Source organism: Streptomyces sp. NPDC058796 (assembly GCF_042745235.1).
Taxonomy (GTDB): domain Bacteria; phylum Actinomycetota; class Actinomycetes; order Streptomycetales; family Streptomycetaceae; genus Streptomyces.
The window spans coordinates 185,662-200,736 of the sequence record NZ_JBHYOP010000009.1 but is presented as its reverse complement, the minus strand read 5'-3'; the positions used below and the strand labels follow the sequence as shown (position 1 = coordinate 200,736).

Here is a 15,075-nt window from a genome sequence, read left to right as displayed (position 1 = left end):
CGGGCCACCGGTCCCGGGGGGAGGAGGAGCGGCGTCAGCCGACCTTGCGCCCCCGCAACGGCTCCGTGGCCGCTCCCGCGCCCTCCTGGAAGCCTCGCAGGAACTCCTCCAGCACCTCCGTGGCCGTGTGCACCGGATGCCAGCCCAGCTCCGCCCGCGCCCGCGTGCAGTCCAGCAGCGGCAGCCGCAGCACCGCGTCGAACAGGTGCGGTGAGGCGGGCAGCAGATGCAGCCCCCACGCCGCCGCGATCGCGGAGCGGGCCGCGGCGCGGGGCAGCCGCACCGGACGTACGCCGGTCATCTCGCCCAGCAGCTCCGCGTCGACCGGAGGCTCGGCCGCGAGGTTGAAGGGACCCCGGGCGTCTTCGGAGCGCACCGCGAGCCGGTAGGCGTTCGCCGCGTCGTCGGTGTGCAGGGCCTGCACCCGCAGGCCGGGGATGTCCGGCAGGAAGGGCAGAAGCTCCGGCCGTGCCAGCGGACCGGGCAGGAACTTGCCGCCGAAGATCCGGCGCTGTTCGCTGGCCGACTCCCGCTTGAAGAGGAAGGCCGGCCGCATCCGCACCACCCGGATCCCCGGGTGGTCGCGTTCGAAGGTGTCCAGGGCCCGTTCCAGATAGGCCTTCTCGCGGCAGTACGCGGCGTCGGGCCAGCCGTGCGTCGGCCACGACTCGTCCACCGCGCGGTCCTTCGGCCCCGGTGAGTAGGCGCCGACCGAAGAGGCGTGCACCAGCGCCTGGACCCCGGCCGCGGCCGCCGCCTCGAAGACCCGGATGGAGCCGAGCACGTTGGTGCGCCAGGTCGTCGCCGGGTCGTGCGTCGGCTGGAAGGCCCAGGCCAGATGCACCACGGCGTCGGCGCCGGCGAAGTGCCCGGTCAGGTCCGCCCGGTCCGAGGCCAGGTCCACCGCCGCCCACTCCGTCTTCGGGGGCGACCACTCGGGAATCCGCCGGGCCAGGCCCAGCACCGAGGCCACCTCCGGATCCTCCGACAGCATCCGTACGACGCTGGTGCCCACGTTGCCGGTGGCCCCCGTGACCACGATCCTCGTGCCCGTTGCGCTGCTCACGTCGCGCTCCTCTCGGCGACTCGCCCCTGCGGACGTCACCGGGTACCCGCCTCGTGGGCCGGGCACGCAGGAAGAAGCCCCGACCGCGACGGGGGAATCACGGTCGGGGCGGTTCGAGGCGGGTACGGATGGCGGTCGCCTCTCGGCGAAAGGCTCCACAGGGCTTCAGCCGAACGATCGTCCCTGTGGGCGATAGGTGAGGCCCGGGGACACTGTCCCATCCGTACCCACGCCTTCTTCAACGGGGCGGGGCCTGCGGGTGTTCCGCCGTCTGTCCCGTTTTGAGGTGATGTGCATCACCGTGACTGCGGTTCGGGGACGATCTCGGCCCACAGGTTCTCGGCCTGCAGGAGCAGTGTGCCCAGCACCGCGGCCCGTTCCGCCCCTCGCCCGGCGTGTTCCTGCAGGCCCTCCTGCAGCCGCCGGTGCAGCTCGTCCATCGTCTCCTCCGTCGCCTCCCGGGGGCGCGGGTCGGCGGCCTGGCCCAGCAGGCGGTCGGCCTCCGCGTGGCAGGAGTCGCCGATCAGGCCGAGCAGACGCGCGTACAGGTCCAGTGCCGGGCCGTCGGGCGGGGCCGGCGTCCGGTTCTCGTCGGCGGCCACGGCCAGCGTCCGGGTCAGTGCCGTGATGTTCCCGGTGACCCGGCTCCAGCGCTGGTCCTCCTCCTCGGGCGGAAGGGCGGTGGTGGGCGCACGGCGCAGGGCGCGCAGCGGGCCGGAGGTCATGCGCAGGCTCTCCCGGCTCCAGGATCTGGCCGACTCCAGCGCCCGCAGCCGCCGCTGCAGTCGCGCGGCGCCGTCCGACCAGCCGGCCGCGGTCTGCGCGTCCCACTCGGACTCCCGCAGGTCGTCCGCCACGGTGCGCAGTACGTCGCCCGCCTCCCGGGCCAGCCCCGCCAGGTTCTCCGGTACGTCGCGCAGGTGGATCGGCGGCAGGACGAACGCGTTGACCGCGACACCGATCACCGCGCCGAGCGCCGCCTGGCCCACCCGGTGCCCGACCGCCGACGCCGAGACGGCCGTGCCGGAGGCCAGCACGAACACCGCGGTGGTGGCCGTGTAGATGCCCTGTCCGCCGAAGCGGGACCAGTTCGCGATCAGCATCAGCACCGGCAGGGACAGTGCCAGCGCCCCCGTGTTGTCGTCCGTGAGGGCCTGCGCCCCCGACGCCACCAGGGCTCCGGCGCAGATCGCCGTGAACTGCTGCCCGGCCTGCCGCACCGAGCTGTAGACGGTGGCCTGCACGAGCACCAGCGCCACCCAGGGCGCCATCAGCGCCATCGGATCGCCCAGCCAGACGCCCGACACGGTCCAGGCGATCAGCGCGGCGCCGGCGGCCTTGAGGGACTGCACGACCAGGTCGCGTTCCCGGCCGGGCCCCTGCCAGGCGGCCCGGGCCGCCCGCCCGACGGCACAGGCCTCCCACCACACCGCTGCCAGTGGCCGCCGCCCCCGGAACGTCTCGCGGACGGTACGTTTCACAGCGGTCATGCGGCGCCGGACATCCGCTCGACCGGACGACGCGTCCCGGGGCGGGGTACGACTCGGTGGCTCATGCGAACGGGCTCTCCTTCAGCGAGGCCAGCAGGTCGGCGGGGTCGGCGTAGACCGCGTCCGCACCCGCCTCCTCCAGGTCGGCACGGGGCAGTCCGCCGCACAGCAGGCCCACGCAGCGCACCCCGGCCCTGCTGCCCGCGCGCATGTCCCAGACGGTGTCGCCGACGAACACGGCCCGCTCGGCCGGTACCCCGGCCAGCTCCAGGGCGTGCTCCACCGGCTCAGGGGCCGGCTTGCCGGCCGCCACGTCGTCCGCGCTCGCGGTGGCGTCGATGGCGTCGTCCGCGTCGATCGCCCGCCGCAGGGCGCCCAGCTCCGCGCCGCCCGCCGAGGTGGCGAGGACCACCTTCCAGCCGTCGTGGGCCAGGCGGCGCAGCAGCTCCCCGGCGTCCGGCAGGGCCGGCAGGCGGTCGAAGTACTGCCCGTACAACGCCTTGTGGGCGGCGCTGAGCCGGGCGTCCTGGTCCGTGTCCCGGTCCTCGCCCAGCAGATGTCCGATCAGGTCCGTCGAGGCGAGCCCCACGGCCCGGTGGACCGCGTGCATCGGTACCCGGTGGCCCGCCTGCCGCAGCGCCTCCCACCAGGTCGTCACATGCAGGTGATTGGTGTCGACGAGGGTCCCGTCGACGTCGAACACGGCTGCCCGTTCCATGCACCGTTCCCTTCCTGGTCCGTGGCTCGGCCGCCGGGTACCACGTCAGCGGTCCGCCACTCCGGACGGGACACGGCCCTCGCGGGTCCAGGCGAGCAGGTCGTCGAGCGGCCACGTGGTGACCACCCGCTCCGGTGGCACCCCGCACTCCTCGGCCCGCGCGCACCCGTGGATCTGCCAGTCCAGCTGGCCGGGCGCGTGGGCGTCGGTGTCGACGGAGAACAGCACCCCCGCGTCCACGGCCCGGCGCAGCAGCCGGCGCGGCGGGTCGAGCCGCTCGGGCCGGCTGTTGATCTCCACGGCCGTGCCGGACCGGGCGCAGGCGGCGAACACCTCGTCCGCGTCGAACTCCGATTCCGGCCGCCCCCGCCCGGTCAGCAGCCGCCCGGTGCAGTGCCCCAGGACGTCCGCGTGCGGATCGCGCACGGCCCGCACCATGCGGCGGGTCATCGCGCGGGCGTCCATCCGCAGCTTGGAGTGGACCGAGACCACGACGACGTCGAGGCGTTCCAGCAGCTCCGGCTCCTGGTCCAGCGAGCCGTCGTCGAGGATGTCGCACTCGATGCCGGTCAGCAGCCTGAACGGCGCCCAGGTCTCGTTGAGCTCCGCCACCACGTCCAGCTGCTCGCGCAGCCGCTCGGGCGACAGACCGCGCGCCACCGTCAGCCGCGGCGAGTGATCGGTCAGTGCCGCCCACTCGTGCCCGAGCGCCGCCGCGGCCCGCCCCATCTCCTCGATCGGGCTGCCGCCGTCGGACCAGTCGGAGTGCAGATGACAGTCGCCGAGCAGCAGCTCCCGCAGCCGCTCGCCGCCCTCGGCGAGCGGCGCGTCCGCCTCGCCCTCCAGCTTCTCCAGGTATCCGGGCACCTGCCCGGCCAGCGCCTCGCGCGCCACCTGCGCCGTCTTGGGCCCGACGCCCTTCAGCGACTCCAGCGACCCGGCCCGTTCGCGCAGCTCGGCCGCGGGCAGCTCGGCGAGCACCCGGGCCGCGGTGCGGAAGGCGCGGACGCGGTACGTCGGTGCCTGGGACCGCTCCAGAAGGAACGCGATGCGCTCCAGCGCCTCGACGGGCTCCATCGCCACCTCCTCTTCCGGCACGTCCAGGGTTCCCCAGCGCCCCGGGTACCGCACCACGGGCCGGGCGGTTTGTCCGTGCCGCGCCCCGGGTACTGCGACGCCCCGCGCACCGCGGGCCCCGCGGGGCCGCGGTGCCGGGACGAGAAGCCGAGGAGCGCCCACGAGGAGGCCGTCATGCCCAGCCCCAGCCCGTCCGCCGCCAAGGTGGCCGTCATCACCGGATCCGACTCCGGCATCGGCCGCGCCACCGCCGTACGGCTGGCCGAGGCGGGGATGGACGTCGGCATCACCTGGCACACCGACGAGGAGGGCGCCGAACGGACCGCCGAAGAGGTCCGGGCCCTGGGCCGCCGGGCGGAGACGGCACGGGTGGATCTGACCCGGTTGCCCGGGGCGGCCGAGACCGTCGACGGGCTGTGCGACCGGCTCGGCCGCGTCGACGTCCTGGTCAACAACGCCGGCACGGGCACCGCCACGCCCTTCCTCGACCTCGGCCTGGACGAGCTGCGGCACGTCTTGGACGTGGACCTCGCCGGTCCCTTCCTGTGTGGCCAGAAGGCGGCCCGGCGCATGATCGAGCAGGGCGGGGGCGGCCGGATCGTCAACGTGACCTCCGTCCACGAGCACCAGCCCCGGGTGGGCGCGGCCCCGTACTGCGCGGCCAAGGGCGGACTCGGCCTGCTCACCCAGGTCATGGCGATCGAGCTGGCCGAGCACGGCATCACCGTCAACGCGGTCGCCCCCGGTGAGATCGCCACGCCCATGACCGGTCAGGAGGACACCGACCCGCACACCGAGCGCCGCCCCGGTGTGCCCCTGGGCCGGCCCGGCGACGCCCGCGAGGTGGCCGCGGTGATCGCCTTCCTCGCCGGCCCCGACGCCTCGTACGTCACGGGCGCGTCCTGGAGCGTGGACGGCGGCATGCTCCGGATGGGCCCGATGGCCGGGTCCCATCTGAGCGGCGACGACTGGCGACGTCCGTGAGCCCGCGCCACCGCGGGTTGCGGCCTACCCTCGATGCATGACCGAAATCAGGAGCCCGCACATCGGCAGTCCGCGGATCCTCGTGCTTCGCGTACAGCCGGGAACGCCGCCGTTCCGGATCGTGGAGATCGACGGCCAGGTGGTCGGTGAGGCCAGGGACGTCACCGACGTGCTGGAGGCCGCCGCGGCCTTCGGCATCACGGTCCACGACCTGGACGACCCGGACGTGGTCCGCTGGGTGGGCGGCGACAAGTTCACCTGGACGCTGCACTAGGGCCGGCCTCTCAGCCGACCGTCCACTTCTGGTTGGCGCCGCCCGTGCAGGTCCAGATCTGCAGACGGGTGCCGTTGGCCGAGCTGTTCCCGGTGGCGTCCAGGCACTTATCGGCCTGCGGATTGACGATGTCGCGCGCCGCGGTGACGACCCACTGCTGGGCCCCGCTGCCGTTGCAGTCCCACAACTGGACGGCCGTGCCGTCCGCCGTGCCGCCGCCGCTGACGTCGAGGCACTTGCCCAGTGCCCGGATCGTGCCGTCGGAGCCCACCGTCCACCGCTGGGCCGCGGTGCCGTTGCAGTCGTAGAGCTGTACGGGGGTGCCGTTGGCGGAGTTCGCCGCGGCGACGTCCACGCACTTGCCGGCCAGGCCGCGGATGGCGCCGTCCGTCCCCGAGTCGCTCGTCGTCACCGAGACGTGGTCTACCACCAGCGTCTGCGGGAAGACCGTGGAGGCGTCCGGGTCGCCGGGCCAGTAGCCGCCGACCGCGAGGTTGAGGATCAGGAAGTACGGCTTGTTGAACACCCACTGCTTCCCGCCCAGGTCGGCGGGGGTGCGGCGCTGGTAGACGTTGCCGTCCACCGACCAGGTGATCGAGTCGGGCGCCCAGTCGACGGCGAAGGTGTGGAAGTCGTCCGCGAAGGCCTGGCCGCCCGGCAGGGTGTAGCCGGCGCCGATGCCGCCAGCGCCCGAGTAGCCGGGGCCGTGGATCGTGCCGTGCACGGTGGAGGGCTCGAAGCCGACGTTCTCCATGATGTCGATCTCGCCGGAGTCCGGCCAGTTCACCGGGGTGCCGAGCATCCAGAAAGCGGGCCACATGCCCTGCCCGCGCGGCACCTTCATCCGGGCCTCGACGTGTCCGTACTGCGCGGTGAACCTGCCCGAGGTGTTGAGCCGGGCGGAGGTGTACTGACAGGTGCCGTACCAGCACTGGTAGTTCGCCGGGTTCTCCTTGCGCGCCGTGATGACCAGGTGCCCCCGGCCGTCCAGCGCCGCGTTCTTGTTGCCGGAGGTGTAGTACTGCCGCTCGTGGTTGTTGACGTTGTCACCGGTCTCGATCTGCCACTTCGAGGAGTCGACGGCCGCTCCGGCCGGCCCGTCGAAGGTGTCCGAGAAGGTCACGGCGGCGGCCGTGGGGGCACCGCCGGCATCGGGTTCCGCCTGGGCCGGCCCGGTGACGAGGGACGCGGCCAGCCCGGCGGAGAGGGCGGCGGCGAGGAGGCATCTGCGGAGCAGGCGTGGACGGGCCACGGCGCTCTCCCTTCCGTACGGCGTCCCGGGGACGGGAGCGCCGACCGAGGTGGGGGGTAAGGGTGACGCCTCTTGATTTAAGGGGTGAGGTAAGGGGGTGGTCAATACCTTGGTACGGACCACCTTCCCTCGCTCAGCCGCGGGGCCGGCGCGCGTGCACCGCACGGCTCATCCGCCGGCCCAGGAGCAGGTAACCCGCCAGCGCGCCCGTGGTGTTGAGGATGACGTCGTCGATGTCGAAGGCCCGCCCGGTGACCAGGGCGCCCTGGGCGAACTCCACCAGCAGCATCACCACGGCCGTCAGCAGCAGCACCCTCAGCAGCCCCCTGGTGCGCGGGGCGACCAGCGGCACCAGCACGCCGAAGGGAACGCCCAGCAGCAGGTTGCCGCCGATCTGCTTCACGGCGTCCCGCAGCGCCGGCTGGTCCAGATAGGCCCGCAGCGAGCTGCCGGGACGCATGTTGGTGTGGGTCAGCGCCTCCGAGGCGGGGGAGGGGTGCAGCGTCAACCGCGCCAGCACCACCGCGAACGCCACCATGAAGACGAACGCGCACGCCGTCGCCAGCAGGCGCAACGGAAGGGCGAGCGGACGCCGTTCGCGCCGGTCGGCGTCGTCCTCGGTCTTGGCGGCGCGGGGACGCAGCAACGAACGCGGCCCTGAGGCGGCACGAGCCATTTCGGTCCTCCAGTCGTCGGCTTCCCCGCGTGGTGGAGCGGTTACCCGCGGACACGGGGAGGATGCGGGAAGAGGCTCCCGCCCGTCATGACCCGTAGGTCACCCGCACCTTCTCGAAGCCGAGTGAGTGCAGCAGGCCCTTGAGCATCGCCGTGGTGTTGCTCTCCGCGCGCGCCTTCAGCTCGCTGTCCTTCGCGGCGTCGGCGATGTGCCGGGCCGCGAGCCGCTGCACGGCCCGCTCACCGTTCGGGTTGTCCGAGAACAGGTCGCCGAGGCGGTCGAGGAGCCCACGCTGCTTGGACACGGCGTAGGAGCGTTCGGGGTCGAGGGCCGGCTCGCCGAGTGCGGCGTGCGGCAGCCGGAGCGTGGCCGAGGTGCGGTCGCCGTCGACCGTCACGTCGTCCTCGCCGACCTTCCCGAGGTCGACGTAGGCGTCGACCGTGCCCGCGCCGACGTACAGGGTGCGGGTGCCCCGGATGGCGTCGGGCAGGAACTTCGCGTCCTTCTCCAGGTCCACGACGACCTGGAAGTTGCCGGAGGCCGCCTCGTAACGGCTGATGTCCTGGACGGACTCCAGCAGCGCGGGGCCCGAGCGGTCGTGGGTCTCGCTGCCGAACACGTCCTTGAACCCCGGTACGAGGCTCAGCCGGAATCCCGCGAACAGCACCACGAGGACCAGCAGGAACGCGGTCAGCACCTTCGCCCAGCCGGGCATCCGCCCGGGGAGCTTCCTGTCGGGTGTCGTCATGGAGACGGCCCTCCTTCCTGCTGTCCGCATGCCCCCCATCTCCCTTGCCAGGCCAGGCGGTTGGCGCTCAGCGGGGGGCAGGCGGGGAGCGTTCGGCGGCTCAGTGGGGCGGCTTCAGCGGACGGTCCGCGGACGGGCGGGACGACCAGACCGCCTCCCCGCGGGTCAGCCCCGGCAGCCGCAGCTCCGCCTCCCGCACCCGCCGCGCCGGCAGCTCGCCGGTGATCAGCCAGGCCGGGTCGCCGCCGGTCGTGCCGGTGAAGTCCGCGCCCAGCGCGGCGAGCTGGGCCGTCACCGGCGCCAGCGCGTCCCCCGGCACCTCCGCCTCGAAGGAGTGGTACGGCTCGTACAGCCGCGTCCCCGCCCGCCGCAGGGCACGGCGCAGCACGATCGGGGTGAGCCCGCGGAAGTGGGCGGCGGTGCTGACCGGGGAGCTGAAACCGGACCGGGTCAGGGTGACCCGGTAGTCCGTGACCGCGGCACCGGACAACCCGGTCAGCAGGGTGGTGTGGACCGTCTCCTCGATGGCCTGGTGGAAGGCGCGGGGGAGCGCGCCCAGTTCCGTCTCGTAGGCGAACACCCCGCCCGAGCCGCGCGGCCCGGGCTCGACCCGCAGCCCGATCGTCGCCCAGTAGCGGGTGTGGTCGAGCCACGGCATCTCCTCCACCGCCTCACCCGTGCCCACCGGGCGCTCCAGGAACCGGACGCGGCCCGGCGCGAACTCGGCCTCGATGCCGAAGTCCTCGGCCAGCGTCGCCGCGAGCACCTCCATCTGGACCTCGCCGTACAGCAGGAGCGCGGTGGCGCCGGACGCCTCGGGGCGGGCGTGCAGCAGCGGGTCCTGGTCGGCCAGCGCGAGCAGGGCCGAGCGCAGTGGCGCCGCCTGCCCGGGGTGCCGGGCCCGGACCAGGGTCTGCAGGGTCGGCGGGGCGAACTGCGGGGCGCGGTCGGTGAGGCCGCCGAGCCGGTCGCCGACGCGCAGTCCGCCGGGGACGCCGAGGGCCGCGATGTTCCCGGCGGTGAGCGTGCCGGCCCCGCCGACCACGTCCAGGCGCGTGACCCGGCCGGGGACCTCGGTGGTCCGGCCGTCCGACTCGCGCCGCAGGAACGTCAGCCGCTGCCGCGGGCGCACCTCACCGTCGTACAGCCGCAGATACGCCGTCCGTTCGCCGCCGGGACCGGGGCGCACGGCGAACACCGTGCCACGGGGTGTCGTGGTGTCCTCCGTCGCGGGCTGGGCGGCCGGGACCAGCCGGACCAGGTCCTCGACCAGTTCGGCGACGCCCTGACCGCCGAGCGCGGAGCCGTGGTGGAGCGGGTGGAAGGACCCGTCGGCGGTGCGGGCGGCCAGTGCGGCGGCCAGGTCCCCGGCGGTTGGCGCGGGACCGTCCACGAGTGCGGCCAGGATGCCCGGGTCGACCTCGGCCAGCGCCTCGGCGGTCCGCTCGTCCAGGGGGCGCCGCGCGACCCGCGCCCGCGTGGTGCCGGCGTCCGTCACCTCCGTCAGCGGCGCCACATGCGGGGTCAGCAGGCGCCGGACGTCGATGAGCAGGCCGTCGGTGCGTGCGCCGGCCCGGTCGATCTTGTTGACGAAGACCAGGGTGGGCAGCCGGAGCCGGCGCAGGGTGCGCATCAGCACCCGGGTCCGCGCCTGTACGCCCTCCACGGCGGACAGGAGCAGCACCGCGCCGTCGAGGACCTCCAGGGCGCGCTCGACCTCGGCGACGAAGTCGGAGTGCCCGGGGGTGTCGATCAGGTTGACCTGGGTGTCGCCGACGGTGAAGGAGGCGACGGCGGAGCGGATGGTGATGCCGCGGCGCCGTTCGATCGCGCCGTCGTCCGTACGGGTGTCGCCGGTGTCGACGCTGCCGAGCCGGTCGACGGCGCCGTGGTCGAACAGCAGCCGTTCGGTGAGGCTGGTCTTACCGGCGTCGACGTGGGCCAGGATGCCGATGTTCAGGGTGCGCGGGGCGTGCGGGGTCTGCATGCGGGGTGGAGTCCTCGAGAACCGTGGGCCGGAAGGGGCACTGGGGGTTTCCGAGGAGTCGGCGCATGCGAGGGATCCTGACCTGGGGGAACACGGACGGCGCCATCATGGCGTCATGCCCCGGGTTCTCCGCAACCGGATTTCCGTAAGCTGAGGCCCCCGGCCGGACAGGATCACGCGAGGAGCGGTCCGTGCGAGACATCGCCGTGTTCAGCGGTAGCGCCCACCCCGAGCTGGCCGAGGAGGTCTGCGCGCACCTGGGCGTGCCCCTCAGCCCCACCCGGGTCAGCCGGTTCGCCAACGACTGCCTGGAGGTGCAGCTGCGGGCCAACTGCCGGGAGCGGGACGTCTTCCTGATCCAGCCGCTGGTCAAGCCGGTCCAGGAGCACCTGGTCGAGCTGCTGATGATGTGCGACGCGGCCCGCGGGGCGTCGGCCAGCCGCATCACCGTCGTCATGCCGCACTACTCCTACGCCCGCTCCGACAAGAAGGACGCGCCGCGCATCTCGCTCGGCGGGCGTCTGGTCGCGGACCTGCTGGTGGCGGCGGGCGCGAGCCGGGTGCTCGCCATGACCCTGCACGCGCCGCAGGTCCACGGATTCTTCACGGTCCCGGTCGACCACCTGCACGCCCTGCGGGAGCTGGCCGCGCACTTCCGGCGGTACGACCTCTCCCGTACGACGGTCGTCTCGCCGGACCTGGGCAACGCCAAGGAGGCCGCGGCGTTCGCCCGGATGCTCGGCGCCCAGGTCGCGGCCGGTGCCAAGCAGCGGTTCGCCGACGACCGGGTGAGCATCAGCGCCGTGATCGGGGACGTCGCCGGGCGGGACGTCATCGTGCTCGACGACGAGATCGCGAAGGGCAGCACGGTGCTGGAGCTGCTCGACCGGCTGCGGGAGGCGGGGCCGCGCACCGTCCGCCTCGCCTGCACGCACGGGCTGTTCGCGGCCGGTGCGCTGGGGCGGCTCAGCGAGCAGCCGGACGTGCTGGAGATCGTGTGCACCAACACCGTCCCGGTGCCGGTGGACGGTCACACGGACAAGCTGCGCGTGCTGTCCATCGCCCCGGCGCTGGCCGAGGCCGTGCGCCGCATCCACAACGGGGAGTCGGTCAGTGCCCTGTTCGACGCCCCGCAGGCCGGCTGACGCCGAACACCTCCTCCAGGGTCGGCCGCGGCGGCAGCACCCCCGCCAGGCCGGTGATCCGCAGCATGCGCAGGGTCAGCGGGTGGGCGCACACCAGGTGCACCTCCCCGCCCCCGTCGAGCACCCGGTGCCGGGCCCGGTACAGCAGCCGCAGCCCGGAGCAGTCGAAGAACTCGATGCCGCCGAGGTCGAGCACCACCCGGGCACCGGGGCGGTCCGTCTCCCGGTCCAGGAGGGGGGCCATCTCCGAGGCCGACGCGATGTCGATCTCCCCCCGGAACTCCAGCACCGTGTGCCCCCGCTCGTGGCGCACACGCAGGTGCCGGGTGGGCGACGCGGGTTCCTGCCGCACGACGACCTCGCCTCCAGCCTTACGGGTCACAACCGTCTGTTCCGCTTGGGAAGTTACCCCGATCGAGCGAATCTGAGCATGTTCGATTGACATATGTCATCGAAATCTCACACCGGGGCCAGCAGTCGGTCAGTCCATGACGAGCACGAGCTTGCCCGTCGTGCGGCCCGTCTCGCCCAGCGCGTGCGCCTCGGCCGCGTCGGCGAGCGGGAACGTCCGCTGGACCGTCGCCCGCAGCTTCCCCGACTCCACCAGGCCGGCGATCTCCCGCATGTCGGCCCGGTCGGCGTCGACCAGCATCCGCACCGCGCGCACACCCAGCCGCTCGGCCTCCTCGTAGAACTCGTCCGACCCGACCGGCAGGATCGACACCACCACTCCGCCCGGGCGCAGCACGCGCAGCGACCGCAGGGACGTGTCGCCGCCGATGGTGTCCAGGACCACGTCGACGTCCTTCACGGCCTCGGCGAAGTCCGTCTCCCGGTAGTCCAGCGGCTCGTCCACGCCCAGGGAGCGCAGGAACTCGTGCTTGGCGGCGCTGGCGGTGCCGATCACGTGGGCGCCGCGGGCCTTGGCGATCTGTACGGCCACATGGCCCACGCCTCCGGCCGCCGCGTGGACCAGCACCCGCTGTCCCGGCCGCACGTCGGCCCGCTCCACCAGGGCCTGCCACGCCGTCAGCGAGACCAGCGGCAGGGCACCGGCCTGCACGTGGTCGATCCCGGCCGGCTTGTGCGTGAAGGTGCGCGCGGGAGCGGTGACGTACTCCGCGTGGGAGCCGTGTCCGAAGGGGTAGGACAGCATCCCGAAGACCTCGTCACCCGGCCGGAAGGCGGCGACCCCGATCCCGACCGCCTCCACCACGCCTGAGACGTCCCAGCCCAGGACGAACGGGGGCTCGCCGAGGAAGCCGCCGTTCGCCCGGTGCTTCCAGTCGGTCGGGTTGACCCCGGCGGCCCGCACCCGCACCAGCACCTCGTTCGGACGGGGCTCGGGGCGGTCACGCCGCACCTCCTTCAGGACCTCCGGACCGCCGAGGACGTCCTGGCTGACGGCGCGCATGGTGTTCATCAAGAACCTCGCAAGGGGAGAGGGGCTCCAACGGCACGGACTGCAACCTCCGACGAGATCCTGTCATTCCCCGAAGCGGAGGGCACCCGGAGGCGAGCGGGCGTCACCCGGTCGTCGGCGACTGCACACTCCGGCAGCCGCCGCGCCCCCGCCGCGCCGCCCCGGGGCTGCTCGCGGCCAACCGGTCGACCGCCCTGGTTCCGGTGCCCAACTGGCCTGCGGGACGATGGGATTCGCCGACCTGGCGACCCCTGGCGGAGCGTGACGGAATCCTCACTTCCGCCGGGCCGTGGAATTGATCTTTTCAGCTTCACAACCGATAAGCTCCCTTCCGGCGCTGCGAGTTGACGCGATCGCGACGGGTCGGCTCGCGGTGCGTACTCATGAGTGCGGTCCCCCTTGCACACCCCCCCCGTGTTCGATCGTTCTTGTTCGAAGGATGCAGATGGAACTCGCCACTCCGCCACCGGCGGCGCGGGCCCCTGTCGCCTGGTACAGCTGGTGGCTGATGCCACTGGGCCTGGGAGGCGGGACGGTAGCCGCCACGTTCATGAGCTCGGAGCGAATAACCGCCGCCGTCGCCGGTACGGCGGCGACGGCGGCCGGCACCCTGTGCGTACGCCTGCTCCTGCGTACCCGGGCGCGACTGCGCAGGGCCGAGGAGGCTCACCGCGCGGCGCAGGCCGAGCACTCCCAGCAGTGGCAGCAGCACGTGGCCGGCCTGGAGCGGAAGACCGCCGTGGAACGCACGGCCCTGGAGGCGCGGCTCACCGAGCAGGCGCAGGCGTACGAGGCGCGACTGGCGGAACACGCCCGCGCCGCCGAGGAGCGGCTGGCCGAGCGGACCACCGCGTACGAGACCCGCCTCGCCGAGCAGACCGAGGCCTGGCGGGAGCGGACGGACCACCAGCTCGCCGCGGTCGCCCGGCTCGCCGACGAGCAACTGCCCGGCGCGATGCGCAGACTGCGGGCCGGCGACGCCATCGACGACATCCTGCCCACCGTCGAGCAGTGCGCCAAGGTCGGCGCCGACCTCCAGGCCGAGCTGCGCAAGGTCCTCAGGACCGCGCTGATCGGGGTGGAGGCGGAGTTCGACCGCTCCACCTCCGCCGAGCAGGCGGTCATCGGCGTCGGCAACCGCATCCACGTCCTGACCAGCAAGCTCCGCGGCCGCCTGCATGAGCTGCAGGGCGAGCACGGGCGGCTGCCGGCCGTCGCCCGGGGCCTGATGGAACTCGACCAGGCCATCGGCCCCGCGGACTGCCTCGCCGCCAGCATCGGCGTGCTCGGCGGCTCCGACCGGCCCGGCCGGCAGTGGCAGGAGCCCCAGCGGCTGCTGAGCGTGGCCCGCGGCGGCATCGGCCGGATCAAGGACTTCCACCGTGTCCAGCTGCACCATCTGCCCGAACTCGGTGTCGACGGCGGTCTGGTGGACCACCTCACGCTGATCTTCGCGCACCTGCTGGACAACGCCGCGCGCTACTCGCCGCCCACCGAGCCGGTGGTCGTCTCCGGCAAGGAGGTGCCGAACGGCGTCGGCATCGAGATCCAGGACTCCGGCAAGGGTCTGAGCGAGGAGAAGAAGCGCGAGGCCGAACACGCCCTCGCGGGCACCTCGCCCGGCCCGGGACTCGGCGGCATCTCGGAGGACGCCAACATCGGCCTGCGGGTCGTCGGCGCCCTCGCCCGCCGCTACGGCATCCGGGTGACCTTCGCCGACTCGCCGTGGCTGGGTACGTCTGTCGTTGTCGTTGTACCCCACAAGTACTTCAGCCCGCTGCCGGCGGCCGCCACGGCCGTCCCTTCACCCCCCGCCGCCGCGCCCCCGGCCCCCGGACCGGCCGGCGTCCCTGCTCCCGCAGGAGGCGACACCGTGGAAACCACCCCAGGCGGCCTGCCCCGGCGCCGGAGCAGGCGCGGCGAGCCGCCCTCCGCCGGGACCCGGACGCCCCCGCGGTCCGAGGCTCCCGGATCCGCCGCGTACGGCGCCCCGCCCGAGCGGCCCGCCGTGTCGGCTCCCCCCGCCGCGTCCGACGTGTCCGCGCGGTCCGCCGTCCCGCCGGACGCCTCCTTCACCGGCCTCGCCGCCTTCGCCACCGCCGGGCGCGACGCCGGGGCGGCGACCGGGACCGGACCGCCGACCGGCGCCGCACCGCCGACCGGGGCCGCCGACGCCCGTGACACGACCACCGGTGGCGCGTCCACCGAGCACCGCACTGAAGAGAGCGACTAGTC

The 15,075-nt window shown here is 73.7% G+C and carries 14 protein-coding genes; 4 read left to right on the top strand and 10 right to left on the bottom strand.

The window, feature by feature from the left end:
* Positions 1 to 34 precede the first annotated feature (34 nt).
* The 4 genes from ACFW47_RS23480 to ACFW47_RS23465 form a co-directional block, all read right to left on the bottom strand.
* Positions 35 to 1,066, bottom strand: coding sequence for an SDR family oxidoreductase (locus ACFW47_RS23480; protein ID WP_386306917.1), 1,032 nt, complete (start codon positions 1,064 to 1,066; stop codon positions 35 to 37).
* Positions 1,067 to 1,362: 296 nt separating this feature from the next.
* The gene (locus ACFW47_RS23475; protein ID WP_386277591.1) at positions 1,363 to 2,556 is read right to left on the bottom strand and encodes an aromatic acid exporter family protein; all 1,194 of its coding nucleotides are present in this window, start codon (positions 2,554 to 2,556) and stop codon (positions 1,363 to 1,365) included.
* A 61-nt stretch (positions 2,557 to 2,617) separates the two neighbouring features.
* Entirely contained in the window at positions 2,618 to 3,274 is a 657-nt protein-coding gene (locus ACFW47_RS23470; protein WP_386277589.1) for an HAD family hydrolase, read from the bottom strand.
* Positions 3,275 to 3,319: 45 nt separating this feature from the next.
* Positions 3,320 to 4,351 carry a PHP domain-containing protein gene (locus ACFW47_RS23465; RefSeq protein ID WP_386307079.1) on the bottom strand — a complete coding sequence of 344 codons (1,032 nt, stop codon included), beginning with the start codon at positions 4,349 to 4,351 and terminating at the stop codon, positions 3,320 to 3,322.
* Between the two features lie 174 nt (positions 4,352 to 4,525).
* On the opposite strand from ACFW47_RS23465, the gene ACFW47_RS23460 reads away from it, so the two are divergent.
* Together ACFW47_RS23460 and ACFW47_RS23455 are read left to right on the top strand one after the other, a co-directional pair.
* Complete coding sequence (locus ACFW47_RS23460) at positions 4,526 to 5,335, top strand: SDR family oxidoreductase (RefSeq protein WP_386277587.1); 810 nt, start codon at positions 4,526 to 4,528, stop codon at positions 5,333 to 5,335.
* Between the two features lie 37 nt (positions 5,336 to 5,372).
* A complete protein-coding gene (locus ACFW47_RS23455) occupies positions 5,373 to 5,609 on the top strand; it encodes a hypothetical protein (RefSeq protein ID WP_073728622.1) in 237 nt (78 codons plus the stop codon).
* Positions 5,610 to 5,619: 10 nt separating this feature from the next.
* Here ACFW47_RS23455 and ACFW47_RS23450 read toward each other — a convergent pair whose 3' ends face one another.
* The 4 genes from ACFW47_RS23450 to otr(A) all read right to left on the bottom strand — a co-directional run bounded on the left by ACFW47_RS23450 (position 5,620) and on the right by otr(A) (position 10,272).
* Positions 5,620 to 6,861 carry a ricin-type beta-trefoil lectin domain protein gene (locus ACFW47_RS23450; RefSeq protein ID WP_386277584.1) on the bottom strand — a complete coding sequence of 414 codons (1,242 nt, stop codon included), beginning with the start codon at positions 6,859 to 6,861 and terminating at the stop codon, positions 5,620 to 5,622.
* Between the two features lie 133 nt (positions 6,862 to 6,994).
* Positions 6,995 to 7,537: a VanZ family protein gene (locus ACFW47_RS23445; RefSeq protein ID WP_386277582.1), complete on the bottom strand. Its 543-nt coding sequence runs from the start codon at positions 7,535 to 7,537 to the stop codon at positions 6,995 to 6,997.
* Between the two features lie 85 nt (positions 7,538 to 7,622).
* Positions 7,623 to 8,285 (bottom strand): DUF4230 domain-containing protein, encoded by a 663-nt coding sequence (locus ACFW47_RS23440; protein ID WP_386306915.1) that lies wholly within the window; start codon positions 8,283 to 8,285, stop codon positions 7,623 to 7,625.
* 100 nt (positions 8,286 to 8,385) lie between these two features.
* Positions 8,386 to 10,272, bottom strand: coding sequence for a tetracycline resistance ribosomal protection protein Otr(A) (gene otr(A), locus ACFW47_RS23435; protein ID WP_386277578.1), 1,887 nt, complete (start codon positions 10,270 to 10,272; stop codon positions 8,386 to 8,388).
* A gap of 191 nt (positions 10,273 to 10,463) precedes the next feature.
* On the opposite strand from otr(A), the gene ACFW47_RS23430 reads away from it, so the two are divergent.
* Entirely contained in the window at positions 10,464 to 11,417 is a 954-nt protein-coding gene (locus ACFW47_RS23430) for a ribose-phosphate diphosphokinase (RefSeq protein ID WP_386306914.1), read from the top strand.
* Here ACFW47_RS23430 and ACFW47_RS23425 read toward each other — a convergent pair.
* A complete protein-coding gene (locus tag ACFW47_RS23425) occupies positions 11,383 to 11,769 on the bottom strand; it encodes an anti-sigma factor antagonist (RefSeq protein WP_386277574.1) in 387 nt (128 codons plus the stop codon). The genes ACFW47_RS23430 and ACFW47_RS23425 overlap by 35 nt on opposite strands.
* A 129-nt stretch (positions 11,770 to 11,898) precedes the next feature.
* The gene (locus tag ACFW47_RS23420; protein ID WP_386277572.1) at positions 11,899 to 12,840 is read right to left on the bottom strand and encodes an NADP-dependent oxidoreductase; all 942 of its coding nucleotides are present in this window, start codon (positions 12,838 to 12,840) and stop codon (positions 11,899 to 11,901) included.
* Positions 12,841 to 13,285: 445 nt separating this feature from the next.
* Here ACFW47_RS23420 and ACFW47_RS23415 point away from each other — a divergent pair, with 445 nt between their 5' ends.
* On the top strand, positions 13,286 to 15,073 hold the full coding sequence (locus tag ACFW47_RS23415) for an ATP-binding protein (protein WP_386277570.1): 1,788 nt from the start codon (positions 13,286 to 13,288) through the stop codon (positions 15,071 to 15,073).
* The last annotated feature ends 2 nt before the right edge of the window (positions 15,074 to 15,075 follow it).